The 18,770-nt window shown below is 58.5% G+C and carries 13 protein-coding genes and 2 pseudogenes; 6 read left to right on the top strand and 9 right to left on the bottom strand.

Translation table 11 applies throughout. The annotated features are described in order from the left end of the window. Positions 1-17 precede the first annotated feature (17 nt). From istA (GGR40_RS10700) to GGR40_RS10710, 3 genes and pseudogenes are all read left to right on the top strand, one after another. Positions 18-1,304, top strand: a pseudogene (gene istA / locus GGR40_RS10700) (IS21 family transposase). Beyond that, positions 1,304-2,104 carry an IS21-like element helper ATPase IstB gene (gene istB, locus GGR40_RS10705; RefSeq protein WP_429276226.1) on the top strand — a complete coding sequence of 267 codons (801 nt, stop codon included), beginning with the start codon at positions 1,304-1,306 and terminating at the stop codon, positions 2,102-2,104. The pseudogene istA (GGR40_RS10700) and the gene istB overlap by 1 nt, the downstream one beginning before the upstream one ends. Positions 2,105-2,779: 675 nt before the next feature. Beyond that, a complete protein-coding gene (locus GGR40_RS10710) occupies positions 2,780-3,598 on the top strand; it encodes an alpha/beta fold hydrolase (RefSeq protein WP_429276227.1) in 819 nt (272 codons plus the stop codon). 246 nt (positions 3,599-3,844) lie between these two features. On the opposite strand, the gene GGR40_RS10715 is transcribed toward GGR40_RS10710, so the two are convergent. Next, the gene (locus GGR40_RS10715; protein ID WP_429276228.1) at positions 3,845-5,668 is read right to left on the bottom strand and encodes a sensor domain-containing diguanylate cyclase; all 1,824 of its coding nucleotides are present in this window, start codon (positions 5,666-5,668) and stop codon (positions 3,845-3,847) included. Between the two features lie 250 nt (positions 5,669-5,918). Here GGR40_RS10715 and GGR40_RS10720 point away from each other — a divergent pair, with 250 nt between their 5' ends. After that, positions 5,919-6,341, top strand: a complete 423-nt coding sequence (locus GGR40_RS10720) for a phage baseplate assembly protein V (protein WP_429276253.1) — start codon at positions 5,919-5,921, stop codon at positions 6,339-6,341. Positions 6,342-6,418: 77 nt separating this feature from the next. Here GGR40_RS10720 and istA (GGR40_RS10725) read toward each other — a convergent pair. Beyond that, positions 6,419-7,075 (bottom strand): annotated as a pseudogene (gene istA / locus GGR40_RS10725) (IS21 family transposase); the annotation flags it as partial. 122 nt (positions 7,076-7,197) lie between these two features. Here istA (GGR40_RS10725) and GGR40_RS10730 point away from each other — a divergent pair. Beyond that, positions 7,198-7,356 (top strand): hypothetical protein, encoded by a 159-nt coding sequence (locus GGR40_RS10730; RefSeq protein WP_429276229.1) that lies wholly within the window; start codon positions 7,198-7,200, stop codon positions 7,354-7,356. Positions 7,357-7,485: 129 nt separating this feature from the next. Beyond that, on the top strand, positions 7,486-8,124 hold the full coding sequence (locus GGR40_RS10735) for a Crp/Fnr family transcriptional regulator (protein WP_429276230.1): 639 nt from the start codon (positions 7,486-7,488) through the stop codon (positions 8,122-8,124). Between the two features lie 1,556 nt (positions 8,125-9,680). Here GGR40_RS10735 and GGR40_RS10740 read toward each other — a convergent pair. From GGR40_RS10740 to GGR40_RS10770, 7 genes are all read right to left on the bottom strand, one after another. Further along, complete coding sequence (locus GGR40_RS10740) at positions 9,681-10,046, bottom strand: hypothetical protein (RefSeq protein WP_429276231.1); 366 nt, start codon at positions 10,044-10,046, stop codon at positions 9,681-9,683. Between the two features lie 47 nt (positions 10,047-10,093). Then, complete coding sequence (locus tag GGR40_RS10745; protein WP_429276232.1) at positions 10,094-10,270, bottom strand: hypothetical protein; 177 nt, start codon at positions 10,268-10,270, stop codon at positions 10,094-10,096. Positions 10,271-11,140: 870 nt separating this feature from the next. Continuing rightward, positions 11,141-12,217 carry a glycosyltransferase gene (locus tag GGR40_RS10750; protein WP_429276233.1) on the bottom strand — a complete coding sequence of 359 codons (1,077 nt, stop codon included), beginning with the start codon at positions 12,215-12,217 and terminating at the stop codon, positions 11,141-11,143. Further along, on the bottom strand, positions 12,214-13,137 hold the full coding sequence (locus GGR40_RS10755) for a glycosyltransferase family 2 protein (protein WP_429276234.1): 924 nt from the start codon (positions 13,135-13,137) through the stop codon (positions 12,214-12,216). The genes GGR40_RS10750 and GGR40_RS10755 overlap by 4 nt, the downstream gene beginning before the upstream one ends. Continuing rightward, positions 13,134-14,279 carry a glycosyltransferase gene (locus tag GGR40_RS10760; RefSeq protein ID WP_429276235.1) on the bottom strand — a complete coding sequence of 382 codons (1,146 nt, stop codon included), beginning with the start codon at positions 14,277-14,279 and terminating at the stop codon, positions 13,134-13,136. Before GGR40_RS10760 ends, GGR40_RS10755 begins: the two co-directional genes overlap by 4 nt. Further along, complete coding sequence (locus tag GGR40_RS10765; RefSeq protein ID WP_429276236.1) at positions 14,276-16,387, bottom strand: HAD-IIB family hydrolase; 2,112 nt, start codon at positions 16,385-16,387, stop codon at positions 14,276-14,278. The genes GGR40_RS10760 and GGR40_RS10765 overlap by 4 nt, the downstream gene beginning before the upstream one ends. A gap of 302 nt (positions 16,388-16,689) precedes the next feature. After that, positions 16,690-18,051, bottom strand: a complete 1,362-nt coding sequence (locus tag GGR40_RS10770) for an ABC1 kinase family protein (protein ID WP_429276237.1) — start codon at positions 18,049-18,051, stop codon at positions 16,690-16,692. Positions 18,052-18,770 lie beyond the last annotated feature (719 nt).

Consider the following 18,770-nt stretch of genomic DNA (forward strand, 5'->3'; position numbering starts at 1 on the left):
TGAAGAGGGAAAGACAGATGACAAAAGGGATTTCAGAGTTTCCCGCACAGACGTTGGCTGTGCAGGTAGAAGATATGCTTCAACCCGACGAGGTGGCAGCGATGGTGCGGCTGCATGAGCTTGGCTGGGGAGCGAAGCGGCTCGCAAAGGAGTTTGGTTGTGCCCGTAACACGGTGCGCCGCTATCTTCGCGCGGGTGGCGCGGTGCCGTTTGCGAAGCCGCAGCGTAAAACGGCGTTCGATGGGCTCGACGACTGGCTGCGGGAGCGCTTCTTCCGGCATGGCGGCAACGCCGATGTCATAAGGCAGGAACTGGCGAGCGAACATGGTGTCGTGATCGGCCTGCGCTCAGTAGAGCTTCGGGTTCAGCGCTGGCGGCGAGAACTGAGAGCACAGAAGAGGGCGACGGTGCGCTTTGAGACACCGCCCGGCCATCAGCTGCAGATCGACTTCGGTGAATCCCGGGTGTGAATCGGTGACGAGCGTGTGCACGTCCATCTATTCGTGGCGACACTGGGGTATTCGCGCCGGATGCACATCCAGGCCTCGCTGCGAGAGCGGCAGGTGGATTGGTTCGCAGGAATGGAAGGGGCGTTCCTGCGGTTCGGTGGCGTTCCGGCTTAAGTCCTGGTCGACAATGCCAAGGCGCTGGTCGAACATCATGATGCGGCGACACGGGAGGTGCGGTTCAATGCCCGTCTCCATGCCTTTGCGCGCTATTGGGGCTTCTCGCCGCGAGCCTGCGCTCCATACCGAGCGCGAACCAAAGGCAAGGATGAGCGAGGCGTCGGATATGTGAAGCGTAATGCAGTAGCTAGTCGCCGCTTTGTGAGCTGGGGCGCCTTCGTTGCGCATCTCGATCAATGGAACCGCGAGATTGCCGACGTGCGCGTGCACGGGACCACGGGCGAACTGCCGCTCGTTCGCTTCGCCGATGAGGCCGACGTGCTTCGTCCGCTCGGTGGCCGTGCTCCGTTTGGGCAGCTGCGTGACCTGATCCGCAAGGTCCGACCCGACTGTGCCATTGACCTCGACACTAACAGCTACTCGGTTCCTTGGCGTCTGGTCGGCGAAACGGTCCAGGTCGTGGTCCTCGCCGGCCGGGTTATCGTGCGCCACGCTGGCGAGGTTATAGCTGACCATCCCATCTGCGAGGGGCGCCGGCAAAGGGTCATGGACCGGACACATCTGGCGGGCCTGGTTGGCACTGGCCCCTTGCGTGCCGCGACGTCACCGCCAATGCCATCGCCAGCGTTGCTGCGTCCGCTTTCTGAATACGAGGCTGTGGTTGGAGGAGGTTGGTGATGACGGCCATCGATCATGAGACGCTGGTAGCGATGCTGGACCGCCTCAAGCTCTCGGCGATCCGGGATCAGCTCGACACACTGCTCGACGAGGCGGCACGCTCGAAAATGACCCTGCGCGAGGCACTGGCATTCTTCGTGTCCCGGGAGATTGCGCGACGCGATGAGCGGCGTATCTCCATGGCAAGCAAGCTTGCCCAGTTCCCGTTCGTGCGCGAGATCGACGGCTTCGAGTTCGATGCCCAGCCCTCGCTCGATCCCAGCCAGATCCGAGAGCTCGTGACCTGTCGCTGGATCGCCCATGGCGACACGACCTTGTTCCTGGGCCCTCCGGGAACAGGCAAGACGCACTTGGCGGTGGCATTGGGCAGGGAAGCGATCCGGCAGAACTACTCGGTCCAGTTCGTTACCGCAGCGACGCTGGTCGCCATGCTGGCGAAGGCGCATGGCGATGGAACGCTCAACAAGCAGCTGACGCTGCTGGCACGGCCCAAGCTGCTGATCATCGACGAACTCGGCTATCTGCCCTTCGAGGCCAATGCCGCGCATCTTTTCTTCCAGCTGGTATCGCGCCGCTACGAAAAGGGTGCGATCCTGATCACCTCCAACCGGTCGGTTGGGGAATGGGGCGGCGTCTTCGGCGATCCGGTGGTGGCCACGGCGATCCTGGACCGGCTGCTTCACCACTCCGCCGTGATCACCATCCGCGGCGATAGCTACCGACTTCGCGAAAAGCGTAGGTCCGGCCTTCTGCAGAAGGCCGGACCTACGCTTGAGAACACCGAAACCACCGCGCCGTGACCGGGGGGTCAGTTCCTCAGTTCGACGAAGGGGTCAAACCTTCGGTTCGGTTGACATCCCTTTCGGGACATTCGCAATTGGCAGCACTCAACCGAACCCGCCGCTCGGCGCGGGCGCTGCGGATGACAGGATTGTCCCAGGCTCTGCCTACCGCAGTCGACCAACTTACGCCGTTGCAGTGCGGCCGCTGGAACGTCTGGTGACACTGGAACCGGTCCTTCGCCCGTTGGACGGCTGCCGGTCGGCTACGCGCCCATCCACGCCGTTAAATCATGAAACCGGCGCGCCCATAAGCGGTCAGTCCGCTCGCGACCGGAGCTTAAAACTTCCTGCCTGCCGCTGTCGCTTATGGGAACGTCGGGTTAAACCGAAACCGGTCATCCTGAGAGCAGCGCAAGCTGCCGCTGCTTTGATCGAAATTGGGAACGATCCGGAACGGCGGCTTCAAGAGAACTAGCGCGAGATGAGAGACATTTCACCCCGCACGCTCATCTCCTCTCCCTTTGGAGTGCCATACTGGCAAATCTTCAATTGTTCCTGCTAGTCCTCATTTAAGGGCAGGAATCCGCCATTAGTATAGATGAACGGCCGGCTGCCGCGAGTGCCATGCTTAATGAACGATTTGTGTGATGGGGGGTTACACAGCTAGGCGATCTTCGCCTTGGAGCGTGATATATGGCATTTATCGAAGCGAAAGACGGCACCAGCTTGCATGTTAAAGACATGGGGCACGGCAAGCCTGTAGTCCTGATTCATGGCTGGCCCCTCACGGGTGACATGTTCGAATATCAGACCCTCGCTCTTCTGGAGAGCGGATATCGCGTCATCACCTATGACCGCCGCGGCTTTGGTCAGTCGGGGCATGGAGCCACGGGCTACGACTATGATACATTCGCTGACGATCTAGCTGCGGTGCTCGACAATCTGGATCTCAACGGCGTCACGCTCGTGGGTTTCTCGATGGGGGGCGGCGAGATCGCACGGTATCTGACCCGCTATGGATCGGCTCGCATCGCCAAAGCCGCCTTGGTCAGCAGTGTTGTTCCGTATCTGCTCAAGAGTGACGATAATCCAGATGGCGTTGATGGTGGTGTGTTTGACACGATGAAGGCACAAGTCCGCGAGGACCGGTTCGCCTTCCTGCAGGACTTCGCCAAGCAGTTTTATGGCGTCGGCTTTATCTCTAGCCCAGTCAGTGAAGGAGTTCTCGATTGGAGTTTCCTGCTCGGCTCAATGGCAAGCCCGAAAGCCACCGTCGAATGCATCGACGCCTTTGGCCGTACGGACTTCCGCCCGGACCTTGCGTCCTTCACGATACCCACGTTGATCATTCATGGCACAGCCGACAAAACGGTCCCTATCGAACCTGCAGGTAAGGCGGCCGCTGCTGGCATCCCCGGCGCCCATTTCATCGAGTATGAAGGGGAACCGCATGGCCTCTTTGCGACTGCGCCGGCCAGGTTGAACGACGACCTTATCGGCTTCATCGGGTAATCATCATGCCGGGTTTCGCTACGAGACCCGGCTACCATTTACTAATAAGTGCGACCACGCGACTCGTTCTACCGTGCCAGCAGCAACGCGCCCATTCAAGCCTTTCAATGGAGAAATCAGCGCGCCTATAAGCAGACATTCTGATTATCCGCGAGGCTGGGACAAAACTGCCAGTAGACACAGCTACAGGTACCGTCCGGTTATTCAAAGTGCGGCCAATCAACACCGAGACGCTGGCGGAAAGACCTATAGTCCACGCTTCGCTCTTTCGTCCGCCAACCGAAGCACATTGCGGCCATCTTGCTTCGCTATGTACAGCGCGTCATCAGCACGCTTGAGAAGGGAGTCGAACGTCTCGCCCAAACTTGCCTGCGCAACGCCAAGGCTTATGGTCACCCGGGGATTTACTCCTCCATCCTCGATAGCCGATCTGACGCGCTCCGCCACATTCGCGGCAATCTCCAAATCTGCTCGCGGCAGGATTATGACAAACTCCTCGCCACCGATCCGTCCAAGTAAATCCTCCGATCGCAGGTGCGCCATTGCGTCCGAAGCAACGCGTCGCAGAACCTCATCGCCGCTTTGATGGCCAAGTGTATCGTTGATAGCTTTGAAGTTATCAATGTCGAATATGACAACACAGAGGGGATCCCCCTTGCTGTGAAACCTGAAAATCTGCCCTTGTAGAAAGGACGTTGCCTTGCGACGATTGGCGATCCCCGTCAGTTGATCCGTCTCAGCCAAGGCCTTTGCCGTCCGGGCGGATCTTTCAGCCGTGGCCAATGCATGGCTGAGAGCGTTTTCGCGATCGACTTGCTCCGTTATGTCCTTGATGATCCCAAAAAGTGACGGTTCTTCAGCATTGCCGTCCTGGATCACTTCCCCTCGGCAGAAAACGTGTCTGACTTCTCCATGCGGTCGAACGACTCTCGCCTGGAACGAAAACTCCCTCTTCTTTTTCATGGCCACTTGAATGTTGAATGCGACTAATGCCCGGTCGTCTTCATGATAGGCATCGATCGCTTGTTGAAGATTGGGCGCCACGTTCGTTGGCAGACCGTAAATCTGGTACACACCACGGGACCAGTTCAAAACATCGGCTTTCGTGTCAAGAAACCAATGTCCGACATGGGCCGATCGCTCAGCCATCTCGAGCAGGCGCTTGCTCTCGGCCAAACTGTCAGAAATCCCGGCGCGGGCTTTCAATATGGCTGCAACAGGAATGGTCGATGCGAATATGCTGAGGTAGTAAAACTGGATGAAGATCAATTTGTCGAAATGACTGCCTTCAATGAGCGCAAAAGGTCCACGCTCATGATAATCCGCAGCCGAACCTACGATTGTTATAATGAAAACCGAAAAGACCGCACCCAGTGATCCCAATCTTATTGTCGTGAATATGGCGGCGATCGCGGGGACAAATAGAACGGGATATTTATTTTGGAGGAAACAAACGGCAGATGTTAGCGCGACACCAAAGAGTGGCGCAGCCACTCTGTCGAAGTCCGCTCCGAAAATCCGCCCCTGTCTGCGGATAAAAGCGCTATGCGACAGCAAAATTATAGGGGTTATGATCAATATTCCAAGGAGGTCTACCATCACCCAGGAACACAGATAGACAAGCCTTTCGTTCGACTGGAACGCACAGCCGATAATGCCGCTTATGAGTGTTGAAATAATAGCCGCACCGCAAAACAAACGAAGGCTCGCCGGATCGGATATGACGATGGGCAGCGCCTTTCTGGCGCGCAGAAGATACGCTGCAACCAGCGGCTCAATCATATTGGCCACCGTCAATCCAAGCGATACAGCCCACGTATTGCCGTCATTGTGATTGAATATCAGGCTGGCGACCGCCGCCGCACCTACATGCGGCCAGATGCGGCCTGACAAGTTCAGCAAAACAACTGCCAGCAAGACACCGCTCGGCGGCCATATCGTGACGAACGATGATCCACTTTTTGTCAGCAATTCGGATAGATACGCGGCAAGGTAGTAAGCTAGTCCGGTCATCGCCGAAAGCGACGTAGAGCGAAGCATGGCAAAAGCGCGGATCGCGGAAAAGCGCATTGACGGGTTCTAACCCCAAGCGATTAAAGCTTGGTAAGCCAAAAGCAGTTACACGTTTCTTGTTCCTCGGCTCCCTTTCGATCCCCCGCCTGCCATCCATTTCGCTGACTGCACAGCGAAGTGCAGCCCCGCGAAAGCTGCTGAACCGTGCGCCATGGTCGCACCATGGGTACGCATCCGGCGAAGGCCCTCTATCGCTGATCGGTGCGTCCTGAGAGGTTAGCCATGTGGCACCGGCAGCTTACCCTGGCTGGACTGGCGTGCTGGGCGCGTGAAGATCTGGGCACCACTTTCGTCAGGCGAACAGTGCGCGGTGCTTTCTCCCGCGGGCGACCTTGCCAACGGCCTGGTGCTGCCGGGCCTGTGGTCCGACGCAAACCCCGCCCCCTCTTCCGATCCTCATCTGTTCCTGATCGAGTTCAATAACGGCGCGCAAATCTCCTATCACTTCGCCACGGGCAAGCTGACCATCACCTTGCCCGCTGGCGGCGCCGCTGACGTCTCCGCGCCCGGCGGCCTGACGATCAACGCTGACGTCACGATCAATGGCAACGTCATGATTGAGGGCGAGGCCGACGCCTCGCAAGACGTCGTCGGCGGCGGCATCAGCCTCAAGGGCCACAAGCACACCGGTATTCAGGCGGGCGGCGCGCAAAGCGGAGGGCCGGTCTGATGGCTGGCATGTCCCGCATCGACGGCACCGCGCTCGATGGCGTCGAACATATCGCGCAGTCCGTCCGCGACATACTTGGAAAACCTCGCGTTGACCTGCCGTGCCTTCCCGGTCCCGATCTTGTCGACAGCGGTCCTCATGTTGTCGAAGATGCCGCGCTGGGGCACGCCGCCCAGCACCCGGAACGCCTGCGTGAGCGCGTCGAACAGCATCTCATGGGTCTGGAGCAGATAGGCTCGCACAATGAAGGCGCGGCTACGCGCCAGCTAGGTATGGGCAACCTGCAGCTTCGTGGGCTTGCCGCCCAGCACGGCATAATCCTCGCTCCAGTCGAACTGGAACGCCTCGCCAGGCTGGAAAACCAGAGGCACGAATGTCCCACGCCCACTGATCTGAAGCTCATACTGCAGTTCGGTTCGCCATCGTCGGGCAAAAGCCGCAACCCGGTTATAAGAGCCATCATATCCCAGCTCTACCAGATCGGCGTGCAACTGCTTGGCGGTCCGCTTCTGTTTGCGGGACTTCTTGGACTACACCCGCAGCCAAGCAGTCAGCTTGTCCGCGAAGGGATCGAGTTTGCTCGGCCGGACCGGAACCTTGAAGCTGGGCTCAACCGCGTCGGAACGAAGATACTTACGGATGGTGTTGCGGGACAGGCCGGTCCGGCGCTTGATCTCCCGAATGGTGATCTTCTGCCGGAAATGCCAACGGCGGATCACACTGAGTAAGTCCATGTCGATCACTCCACGACCCTCCGACTGGCAGCCGGAAGGGAGGAAAACATGGGTCAATTCTCAATGGTAATTTATACGCCCCCCGGGTCACTTCTCAGCGGCAATCAACAATCTTCCCGGCGGTGCTTCAGCGGTTGCGAGAGAAGGTCGAGATCATACGCGATCTGGTCTGCATCGAGGAAATCGACCTGAACCATCCTAACGCATGGGAGCGCCTGACCGCTGCTGCCAACAAGAACGAACCTGACGACCAGCTGCAGCTGGCGCTTACGCAGCTGTGATCAAGAGGTTTGCCATCAGGCCCTGGCCCGGGGTGCTGATGACGGTGGGTGCGGTAATCCGCACGCCGCACCCACATTTTTGTACAGAAAAGACGGGGAGATAACAAAACTTTCCGCTCGGCACGGGCGATGTCCATCGCTACCCCACTACCCATGGTATATGTAAATCAGCTCAAGAAAGTCGAGTTTCGTCGGCACGAGTATCTAGCGAAGGCGAATCAGGTCCAGCAGCAGATCATTCGCGTGGAGGAGGGCTGGGCATTCCAGTATGCGGAGGCTTCCCCTGGCGTCAGGCAGATCACCGCTTTCTACCTTCCTGGCGAGTATTGCGAGCCGGAAGTATTCTTGTCGGGAAAATCGGTTCTGCCTATCAAGGCCATTACCCGTGTCGTCGCTTCCGTCATTCCCTTAAGCGGCGCCCACGGGAAAGGGGGCGCTGACGTCACTGACATGCTCCGCGCTGTCCTCGAGAACAGCCGGCGGCAGACTTCGCTGATCGTTTCACTGGGACGCCGCAGCGCAGCAGAGCGGTTATGCTATCTCACTTTGAACTTGTACAACCGAATGCAAGAGGCAGATAAGGTAATTGATAACCGCTGCAACTTCCCTCTGACGCAGCAGGAAATCGCAGACGCGACGGGGATGACATCCGTTCACGTTAATCGTGTTCTGCACGAATTGGGCGGGCGAGGAATCATCAGTGTGACTGATAAAACGCTTATGGTGATGGATTTGGACGCCCTGAAGAACAAAGCTGGGCGCCTCTGACCGTTGTCAGCCTACAGACTATCCATCCTTTATCGGCGAGCAAGGTCGCGCCTTGTTTGTGTGTTGTTGTGCATGACAAAACTGTCCCCTTAGCCACCCGCGGCGAGCGCGGCGACTTGCAGGGGTTTGCCGCGCTCGCGACGAACTTAGCCTAGCTGAGTTGGTACGATAAAAGGTTCATGCGTAGATTGATGGTCCTGCTTCTCGGGCTCCCATAGCGGCGCAAGCTCAAACCATCGCCGCCAGCCATCTACCGTTCGCTCCCAAGCCTGACTGCAGTTGGCGCAGAGATACTGCCGAAATTGGCCGGAAGGAGTAACCCTGGTGCTCGCGATCATGCAATCGTGAGGTGCATCTTCCCGCGGAGCGCCGTCATGGTGGCAGCAGTATTCGCAAAACCACGGATGCACTGACATAGCCACCTTTCTCCAGTTCCATTGCCTGATGGGAATCAATGTCATTCGTCACATTCGGTTCCTCAAATGTGGATACGCTTCGAGGAACTGCATAGGCGCGGGGGAGTGGCATCCGGCCGGCGAAACGAAGGCTCGCCAGTGAGGTGTCGCAGCTCCATTTTCCTTAGTTGCCCATTACGTAAACCACGGATAAGTACTGAGCGTGCCAGGCCGAGGTTCCACCAGTCACTCGGCTTGGCACTTTCATCCATATTTTCAGCGGCAGCTGGTCCTGATGAAGCGTCGGTTTTTGGATCGATGAGACCAAGGGCACGAGCGCAGCGCTGGTCGAAAAAAAGGGCTGACCCTAAAATCAGCCCTTCTGAAAGTTTGGGAGAGGATGCCCAAAGGGCACCTCTCAAATGCACCCATTTCCGTCGCTACAGCAAGCGCGAAGAACGCTGCCCCGGTGCTCTCATTTTTGCACCGCCCTATCAGGCAGCGAACACAGTGACCCCTTTCACTTTTTTAACTCGCCTGCACCCCGCTGCCGTTTAGGCTCAAGGTGAAAGACAAGAAGGGGAGGCGAATTGTTTCATCTGCAACCCATTACCGAACAAGATGTGTTAGATGCATTTGAAGCATCAGCGGTGATGACCTTCCCGCAGGACGAGAGCGGGCTCGCCGCATTATACAATTTCATATTGGAGAAGAAGCTAATCGATAGCGTGCCGAGCGAGCCACGGTTCACGATAAGTCGTTCGGACAAAAATCGTAGGCATTCCCGTCCGTTCGTAGAACCGACATAGCCTCATGCCGGCGGCATGCAGCCGATCGCTCCAGCCTTTTAAGGCGCTGTTGTAGCGGGCGTGCGCAGCGGGATCGGTTAGGATTTCCGGCCTCGGCCTTGGCTTTTCCTCCATCACCGCCGCGACGTCGTTCGGGTAAGGATAACCGCCAGTGGTCTCGCATCCTGACAAAGCCAGTCCGTTAACAAACGTTAAAGCTTTTAGTGCGATGGTCAACTTACCGCGCAGGTAAGCTGAGCTACCTGCGGTACCCGGTCGTGTCAGGCCAACTTGTGACCCCCTGTCTTTCGTTGGCCTGACACTCAATGGCATTTTTTTGATATGCTTGGACCTTCGCCAGTTCGGCGGCGCTTTAGGCTTGGCGCAGCCGTTCACAGTTCAGCGCGATCGTGGTCGGCGGCAGCGTGGCGCGCTGCTGAGGCGGCTTCGCCTGCTCAGACGCTGCGGCTTTGGCGATCTCCGTCTCACGCGCTTTGCTGGCGATAGTGCCTTGCATGGCGTCGTCGGAACGCTCTTCGGCGCTGCGTCCTCCTGCGTCGGCTGTCTCAGCCTGCTGCTTCTTGCGAATCACCCATGCGCCTCGCATCCAGGATCTGCCGGACCGGTATAAGTCGCCGCTGCGCGAGCGCGTGCTGACCATGGACGAGATGGTGCGAATCGCCTGGTACGCCAGCCACAACAAGGCGCTGTTCCAATTCGTCGCGCTGCAATTCGCCACGGCTGACTGTCACCTCCCGTCGTTAGATGGCCTGACATTGATCGGCACTACTCTTGATACGCGGGCGTCGTCGCGAGCTGGGCGGCGGTGTACGCCGTCCGCAGTCGTTGGCGGTTCAGCACAATGGTGGTCGGTGGTAGCGTGGCATTCGCCTCGGGCGGCTGCGCTGCTTCATATGCGGCCGCCTTCGCAATCAGTGTTTCGCGCGCCTGGCTGGCGATCATGTCTTAAAAGGCCTCGTCAGCCCGCGCCTCAGCGCTGCGCTTTGGCGCGTCGGCTGTCGTGGCTTGGTGCCTCACCTGTTCTACGCGCACGGCGTCGGCGCCCTCACCATCGAGCCGATTTTTCCAAGCCCGACATCCAGCGGTAAGTAGGATGCTCATGCACACGACCGCCGCGAAGGCCAACAGGGCATATGCTACAGGCTTGCCGAATCGCTCCTGCATCAAGCCGCCCTGCAAGCGTGAGGAGGAATGTTTCGATCATGGCTTGCCCTTCACCGGCCCTGAGCGGTCGGCTTGGTTCTTCTAGCCTTTGAGGAAGCCCTCAGCCGAGGGAGATGAAGTCCTCGAGCTGCTCGCTGTCCTGGCGGCCGCTGGCGCAGTCACCAAAAGTACCGCAATCGACAGCACCTACATCATAGCCCAGCGCTCAGCATTTGGCGGGGAAGGGGCGGGCAGACCCAGGCGATCGGTCATTCCTGTGCGACGGGCTCATTTCTGTGCCATCCGTGGGTGGGTCGCTGCAGCCGAGTCCGCGCGATGACATTGAGGTCGAAATTGGTGGAGCTGTGACCCGGATCGGGCAGGCAGCCCGAACCTGACCTCATCGTGACCATCACCCAAGCTCTTCAAAAGGCTGCTACGTGATGCTCGGAATCGGCCCGGGCGCCAGGGTTGTCGCGCCAGAGAAGTGAATCACCTCATGTCGTCAGAGGACGCGAGTCTCTTATAACGTTCATCTTTTATTCACCTGTCCAAATTGCGCCTTCTGCCGGCGTGGCGTGCTATGAAAACCTAGTCATGCGAAGCAGCTGCTTGAATCCAGTTTTGTTCGACATGACATCAACTGCCATACACTGCGCCAAATTAACATCAGTCAAGCGGGACCGCGGCGGTATCGGCGGCAACCTTTGAGTAAAGGGCTACGCACCGGTCCAGCCAGCGGTCTCGAGTAAAGAGACGTGCCACCCGATCACGCGGCACTGTACGTGAGATCCCCATTGCCATGTCGATTGCCGCTGCCAGCCCCATGATGTCACCCGCCGTTGAGAAGGCACCTGCCTCACCGATAACCTCTCGCGCAGCGCCCATGTCGAACGCTGCGACGGGCAAGCCGCACGCCATTGCTTCGGCCGCCGCGAGGCCGAAGGGCTCGTCCCAGCAAGGAGTGAAGATAAACACTGATGCGCGCCCGAGTTCCACGGCCAGTGCTTCCGCATCAAGGTGACCGCCATACGCGACGCCGCTCCCGATAAGCGGAGCGACTTCCGCATGCCAATAATCCAAATCTTCAATCACGCCGAACAGCGTCAGGCCTATGCCTGCCGCCTGAGCAGCGCGCGCAGCGAGATGAGGCCCTTTATTAGGCGTTATCCGCCCGCACCATACCGCCTCGCCATTGCCACGATGGACGAACGGCCAACGCTCTATTGCAATGCCATTATGAAGGACCGACGCTTGGGGTGGGGCGCCGTTCGGCCACCAAGCTGCGAGCTGGCTGGTTGAAGTGACCGTGAGAAGATGCTGTGCCGACGGACTTTGGGTGACGAACCCGTGCAAAGCATCATACGGCGGGACGTGTAGCGATGTGACGGTCGGCACCACCGCTGTCCGTCGCTGCTCCAGTGGGAAGCGATGAAGGCTATTATTGTGAACCACGTCGAAATTGCCCTCGGCGATCCGGTCGCACGATGCAGCGTAACCAGCGTCGAGATGCGTAACCAAAGGGAGGGATCCGCGATGTTCAGCCCAAGGATAAGTGACCTCGTAATGTTCGTTGATCACGGGATCGATAGTAAAACGTGGATCGCTGTCGCCCGAGGCAAACAGCACGACTTCGTGACCGCGATTTTGCAATCCTTCGGCGAGTTCCCAGCAATGGGCCTCCATCCCGCCCGCGAAGGGCTGAGCGATGCGCTGACGGACGTGGGCAAGGATCGCAATCTTCACGCCGCAATGGAACCTTGCGGTGTCAGCGCCGCTTCGAGCTGGCGGATAACGCGGGCGGTATTAGCATAAGGCTGATGGCTCTGCTGGCCGGTCAGCATATAGTCGTCATCAGTTGCTTCGCGCAGAATGCGAATAGGAAGGCCCGGCGTATCGTCGATGATACCCATAAGGCGAAAGGCATGCAGCCAATGCCCCATTGTACGGTAACCCCATTTTTCTTCGAAAAGCTGCGCGTTGCGTACGACGCTGTGAACATGATGCACCGGCGGCATGTGATGTGGGTGATATTGATGATAGGCGAGACCGCCCTTTATCCATGCTATCGATACGCCCGCAGCGCTCACCGTTTTTCCGAAATCGGTGTCTTCCCCGCCGTAGCCGAAATAGCGCTCATCAAATCCGCCTACGGTAAGAAACGTCGATCGCCGCATCGCAAAGTTAAGCGACCAGAAGCAGCGATAATCCGAGCAAATCTCCCAGCCTTCTGGTGGAGGCCCGCGGCGATCTGAATGCTTTTCCGCTACCTTGGCAAAGCTATCATAGGTCCAGTCACCGCAGGTGGCACCGCCTGGCAGATACATCACTTCGCCCATTAGCAACGCATCTACCTCGCTCGAAAAGCCGGCGTAATCAGCGATGAGGGTCGGCGTGGGAATGCAATCAATATCGAGAAAAACGATGACGTCGCCGATCGATGCTTGCGCCGCGGCATTGCGTGCGGCAGCCAATGGCAACATATCAGACGCTACATTCATTTGCCGGATGGGAAAGGGTGCGTCAGGCAGGACGTACGGCTCATCCTGCATTGATGCGACGATCAATTCGTCAGGCAGCTGGGTTTGACGCATCAGGCCGCGGACCACGTTAACAAGATGATCGGCGCGGCCTTTGGCCAACGTTACGACGGAGACAGATGTCATTGGTGAAGCTCCATATCAGGGAGAGATTGGGGAGAGGTGGGCATCGGTGCCCAAAGCCGATCGGCGAGGGCCTCCAGCCATAGAGCGACGCGATCGGCCGGAGCATCATCTATCATGGCGCGCTGAAGATCGGGACGATGTCCGGCCACAGCCTCGTTTAGTGCGGCAGTCCAACCCTGGGCTGAAGAAGGCAAATGCGTCCTGACGGAAGCGACGCCCGCCGTAGAAAGAGCGGCAGCTTTGCAATGCTGTTCGTCAAAATAGCGCCATTCGGGGATCGCTAGCCATGGCTTTCCGGCGGCAAGGATCTGCTGACAGGTCGTGTTACCTGTCGACGCGACGATAAGATCTGCAGCAGCAATATAGTCCGCCGAATTGTCCACCCACCCTCGATGCTCGATATTGGCTGGTTCAGTCGCATGCCAGTCGCGCTGTACCTTTCCAATGGTGATCCACCGGGCGGACGGTCGTGAGCGCGCACCAACGCCAAGTGGCGCTTGAGAGAAACCTTCGCCGCCGCCGCCGGATAGAACGAGGATCAATTCTTCGTCCGACGCAACCCCGATCCTCTGGCGTGCGAGCTCGCGTTCCGGCATGCGCAAGTCCACCCCCAGACCACCTGCAAAGAAGGCTTTGGCGCGCATCTCGGCATCCCAATCCGGTTGGCAGAGGTCGGCGTGGAACGGGCCGAGAAGGCCAGCGGCGCCGTCATAGGCGGCGCGGTGCCCGGGATCGCTACGATCTCCGTGCTGCAGGATCTTGACGTGAGGCACGGAGCAAATTCGTGCAAGTTGTGCGATCTCAGCCGATACGTCGCAGATCATAAGTGCGGGATTGGCGGTGTCGAACCAGGCAGTTAAGGTAGCCATCGCTTGGCGGATGCCCGGCCAGCCCAGCGGAGCGCAATGAAGCGTTTCTGGAGTTGCCACCCAGTCCATCGTTTTGGATTCGCCACCGGTAGGTTCGAAAAGCGAAGGAATACGAACAATCTCGATCCGATCGGGCATCGGGGGAAAGATATCGTCACGAGCGCAAAAAACCGTCATCGGTCTCGACATCGGCAAGGCATGAGCGATAGCTGCACAACGCTCTGCGTGGCCGCGCCCCTGGTGGTGCACAAAATAGCCGAAGGGCGCCGTCATGCCGCTGCCGCCGCGCAGGTCGATGCGTCGGAAGCCATATCGACTGCAAAGGAGGCCATACCAAGCCCAAGAGCGTCCAGGCCTTCTAAGACACCGGCAGCATGGCTAGCCTTGCTTCGGCGCAACCCCCTCCGCATGGGTAGGTCGTTCAGTTCGTAACTTGCGTTTCCAACAACAATGGCGTGGCCGCAGGCTGCCAGCATATCTGCATCGTTCCCACTATCACCGGCTGCAAGGCAGTCGGCGAGTGTCAATCCGTGACGCGCTGCGTAAGCCGCGATTGCCTGTGCCTTGCCCCCTGCAGGTGCTACCACGTCGATCAGTCTTCCATGAGAAAAGATCACGCGCGCGGCCAATCCCGCTTCTGCAAGCCGGGCACGTATGCACTCCGCATCATCGCTTGTACCGTAAAAGCTGATCTTGTGCGGCCCGTCAGTAGTTTTTGGTTGCCGCGTAACGCCAAGCGGGGCGAGCGCGGCAACGACTGCGGCGCGATTCCACCCTGCGTCGAGCGATCGAGCATAATCTTCGCAATCTCTCCATCCACCCCCACCATCGGCGATCATCAAGCGGGTGCCGACATCAACGATAAATGCGTCGGGCTGGGGAAGACGCCAACGACTTAAAATCATACGCGCGGCGTCGAAACTGCGTCCCGTTGCGACAATGAACGGAAGCGTCGATCGTGCGCGCCAAGCAGTGAAAGCCGCAGCTGCATCTGGGCAGCCAGTCAGGGTGTTGTCGATATCGGAGGCAAGCAGCTTGGGCGTCGCCGCAGCGCGATAGATATCGTATGTAGCATTTGCATAGCGATCCCAGCAGTAAAGAGCCACCCCGGCGGTAGCGGCAGCAGCGAAGCGGGCATGTCTACCGGCGTCGCCGATGATTGATCGGATAGCGGCGGCGATCGCGATAGAATCCTGAGGGTCTACAAGTAAGCCATGCCCAATTGTCTCCATGATTTCGGCGGATCCACCGTTGCAGGTAGCCACCACCGGCACAGCGGCGGCAGCAGCTTCCACCAAAGTCAGGCCGAACGGCTCGTGTAGAGCTGGATTAACAAAAACGCCGCCTCGCGCAGCTAACCCATAAAGCGCCGCGACATCGTTAGCGTCGTGGCTCTGGGGCAAGGCAACCCGGCCCTGGAGTGCGGGATCGGCTGCCAAGCTGTGTAGTTTATCGAGAACCAAGCGCTCATCATGTGATGCATGCGCGTGTTGTCCAGCCAGGATAACAAGATTAGCGGCTTCCCGAAGCGCACAATCGCTGCGATAGGCACGGATCAGCCCAGCCAAGTTCTTTTTTTCTACTGGCCGCGCGACGGCCAAAATGATTGGTAGCTCAGGTCGATTGAACCATGCGCTCAGCTTGTCAGCAAGCGTCGGGCCAGTCGGTACGAGGTCCCGACGGGGTACGCCAGGCGCAACGGTATGAACCCGGCCTCCAAGCGCGACCCCATAACCGCCAAGCTGCCGGGAAGCCTCTTCGTTGGTCGAAACCACAATAGCCGAAGCAGCGGTAATCGCCGATCGTTCGCTTTCTATTCGAGCATCAAGTCCTTCACAGCTGATCTGCTGCGCACGCTTGTCGATACCCAGCGCATGGGGCGTATAAACGAAGGGAATGCCAAACCGACGCTGCGCCGCCATTGCGACGGCCGCGGCATCGGCAAAATGCGCATGAATGACGTCCGGTCGGCGGACTGCCTTGGCCAAATGCGTACAGAAGGCCTCGGTAAAGGCGGGAAGATCGGCACCGAGCGCTTCTTTCTCAAGATATCGCCGGTCGGCCCCAGCAATCCGCTCGATACTTAATTTGGGAGTGATAACTTCGCTGGGCATTGCATAGGTCGTACCAAGCCTAGCGTCCTCAAATAGACGCGTGGCGATGACGACCTTATCGATATGGGGCAACTGAGCTTGATGGCATGCAGCATCGAGAACATAAGCGATGTGACCGCCAGTATCCGCCGTGATCCCAAAATCTGTAGGTGGTGCTTTAAGACAACCGCCCAGAGCCAAGTGAAGTATGAACATGCTTGCCCCTAAATGTGATGGATTATAGACCGTAAGTCTGTTGATTTTCTGTTCTGTCGGGATCAACGACACTGGACAGGTGCGGGGGGGCTGCGCCTTGGGTCTTTTCAAGAGGCTGTTCGGTCATGCATGCCTAGGCGCTGGAGGAAAGCCTGCTCCAAAGCGCTGGCCGATGAGCAAATAACACGCTATTATCTGGATGGTTTCACAGGCCTATTCCTGCCTAATTTTAGACAGCAGCGGTGAGCGTGAAGGCCGGGATCGAGGTTATCGTCAGCGTGCAGCTTTGCGACCTTCAAGGGGTTTAGCGCCGGCCATCTCATCGAGCGGACGATCAGATGATTGCGCGGATTTGGATCGCAGCCGGAATTAGTTCAAGTCCCTTGGCTCGCATCAACGGGATAGGGCACATCCCCATCGCGATAGGCGGCAATCATCGAGTGAATATCAGTCTTCGCCTGGAGCTTTGCTGCTAGAAGAGCGGTTCCACTGACCTTGCGCTGGACAAACAGGGTATCGGTGGGCGGCAGATGCCAAGTGGCTCTGTCACCCGCCAAAGTCATGGCCTGCTCGCGCAAAACCTTGATAAATGCCCTATCGCCAAAATCGAACGGCCCCTTCTTGGCGAGTTCGCCCAAGATTACTTCGATCATTTGGTCGACCACGACACGGTGCTTTTGCGCTGCGGGACCGCCGACAAACCCCGCGTCGACAGCCGCTACCCGAACAGCGTCACGATCGCCGTCGATGGCGGCCATCAGTAGGGCGCGGTACCCCTCCACGGTGCTGAAGGGCACTTCACGCGCCGCACCAAAGTCCAGCAGAACGAGCTTTCCGGTGGCTTGCTGCCAGCGATAGTTCGCGAAATTGGGGTCGGTCTGCATGACCCCCCACTCAAAGAGTTCGCGCAGGACCAACTGAACCATGGCCTTCGCTATTGCATCGCGCGTGTCTTGCGGCGCGGCGACCACGTTCTCTATGGGACCTCCTTCGATAAAATCCATCGCAAGAATACGCTCGGTCGTCAGCGCGGCGATCGGTTTGGGCACGAGATAAGCTGGATCGTTGCCCAACAACTCCCCATACCGTTCCATCATCCACGCTTCGCGCAGGTAATTCGTTTCCTCGTGAAGCTGGCGCTTGGCTTCCACCAACAGCGGAGCGATCTCCAATTCGCGCGGAACAAGCCCTGTGACCCGCAGCAAAGTGGCGACGTTATCGACATCGGCGTCGATACTGCGGACTATCCCGGGATATTGAATTTTGATGGCGATCTCGCGGCCGTCGAGCAGTCGGCCACGATGAACCTGACCGATTGAGGCGGCCGCGAGCGGGGTTCCCTGGAAGCCAGACAGCTGCTGACGCCAATCGGCGCCCCATTCCGCCGTCAGGACCGAATTGAGCTGGCGCTCGGTCATATGATGAGCCTGGTCGCGCAGTCGCGCGAGCACCTCTGTGAATTCCGGAGGCAGGATGTCGCCGGCATCCATTGAGATCATCTGCCCTAGCTTCATGGCGGCACCCCGCAGGTGGGACAGCTGATCGGCAATACGCAATGCGTTGCCTGGAGTAAGGAGCAAGTCGTTCATGCGCGGGGGCTCGCCAGAAGCCAAGCGCCGCACCCCTTCAGCCATGACGCCGCCAGCGATACCACCTGCCAGTCTTCCGAAGCGGCTTAGGCGGGATAATCGCCCGGTCGGGACCATTCGCCCGCCGGGCCGTTTGTCATCCGTCATAGCGCTCCTCAAAAATACAGCGCTTAGATGGCCTTTATGCCAAAGGCTGCCGGGTCCGTTGCATACTAAGCGATTGAGCGAGGTTCTCGTTCTCTTACGCAACAGCCAGCCCGGACGTGGTGTTCCCTACAGCATCTACCGCATCGATATTCGAGCCCGTACCCAACGGCACTTTGATGATTTTGTGGGGATCAAGTTTGCGACGATCAAAAAAAGCGGCCAACATGACGACCGTCTCCGTGCAGCATATCGCAGGTCAGGATCGGCTCCGGCAGACAGCAGAAGCCGAGCGATAGAGGGTGGCTTTGAACGCAACCCCCATCAACGGGCAGCCGCTAGCAGTGATACTGGTGGAACTTGTGCCGAGGGAAAGCTGCAGAGCACAAGTCGCCTCGAAGCCAAGATAGCTGGCAAGAACGGGCGGCGTGAGCCCCTTTACGGGCAGTGTAACAAGCCGCGCGTTTATGGTTCGGAGAGGGCGATCACACGGACCCCTTAACGCCGTCAGGCGTGGTGACTAGCCAGGCTTCCTCGAGCGTAGCGGCGACCTGCGATGCAGCGCGTATGGTTATCCTCACATGCCTTTGGCGTGCGAATATCAGCTGGTATCGCTACAGCGTTTCGCCCGCCTTGACGGATCAGATCCACAACTTCGCGAGCGTCCGGCCCCTCATTCGGATAATAGTTGCTCGCATTATCAGCGCCCTCGCGTGAGGCAA

The organism is Novosphingobium gossypii, assembly GCF_050433305.1.
Classification (GTDB): Bacteria; Pseudomonadota; Alphaproteobacteria; order Sphingomonadales; family Sphingomonadaceae; genus Novosphingobium; species Novosphingobium gossypii.

Bases quoted from the DNA above. Each gene is read 5' to 3' on its own strand.
- istB (WP_429276226.1), top strand. From the start codon at position 1,304: ATGACGGCCATCGATCATGAGACGCTGGTAGCGATGCTGGACCGCCTC.
- GGR40_RS10710 (WP_429276227.1), top strand. From the start codon at position 2,780: ATGGCATTTATCGAAGCGAAAGACGGCACCAGCTTGCATGTTAAAGAC.
- GGR40_RS10715 (WP_429276228.1), bottom strand. From the start codon at position 5,668: ATGCGCTTTTCCGCGATCCGCGCTTTTGCCATGCTTCGCTCTACGTCG.
- GGR40_RS10735 (WP_429276230.1), top strand. From the start codon at position 7,486: ATGTCCATCGCTACCCCACTACCCATGGTATATGTAAATCAGCTCAAG.
- GGR40_RS10745 (WP_429276232.1), bottom strand. From the start codon at position 10,270: ATGATCGCCAGCCAGGCGCGCGAAACACTGATTGCGAAGGCGGCCGCA.
- GGR40_RS10755 (WP_429276234.1), bottom strand. From the start codon at position 13,137: ATGACATCTGTCTCCGTCGTAACGTTGGCCAAAGGCCGCGCCGATCAT.
- GGR40_RS10760 (WP_429276235.1), bottom strand. From the start codon at position 14,279: ATGACGGCGCCCTTCGGCTATTTTGTGCACCACCAGGGGCGCGGCCAC.
- GGR40_RS10770 (WP_429276237.1), bottom strand. From the start codon at position 18,051: ATGACGGATGACAAACGGCCCGGCGGGCGAATGGTCCCGACCGGGCGA.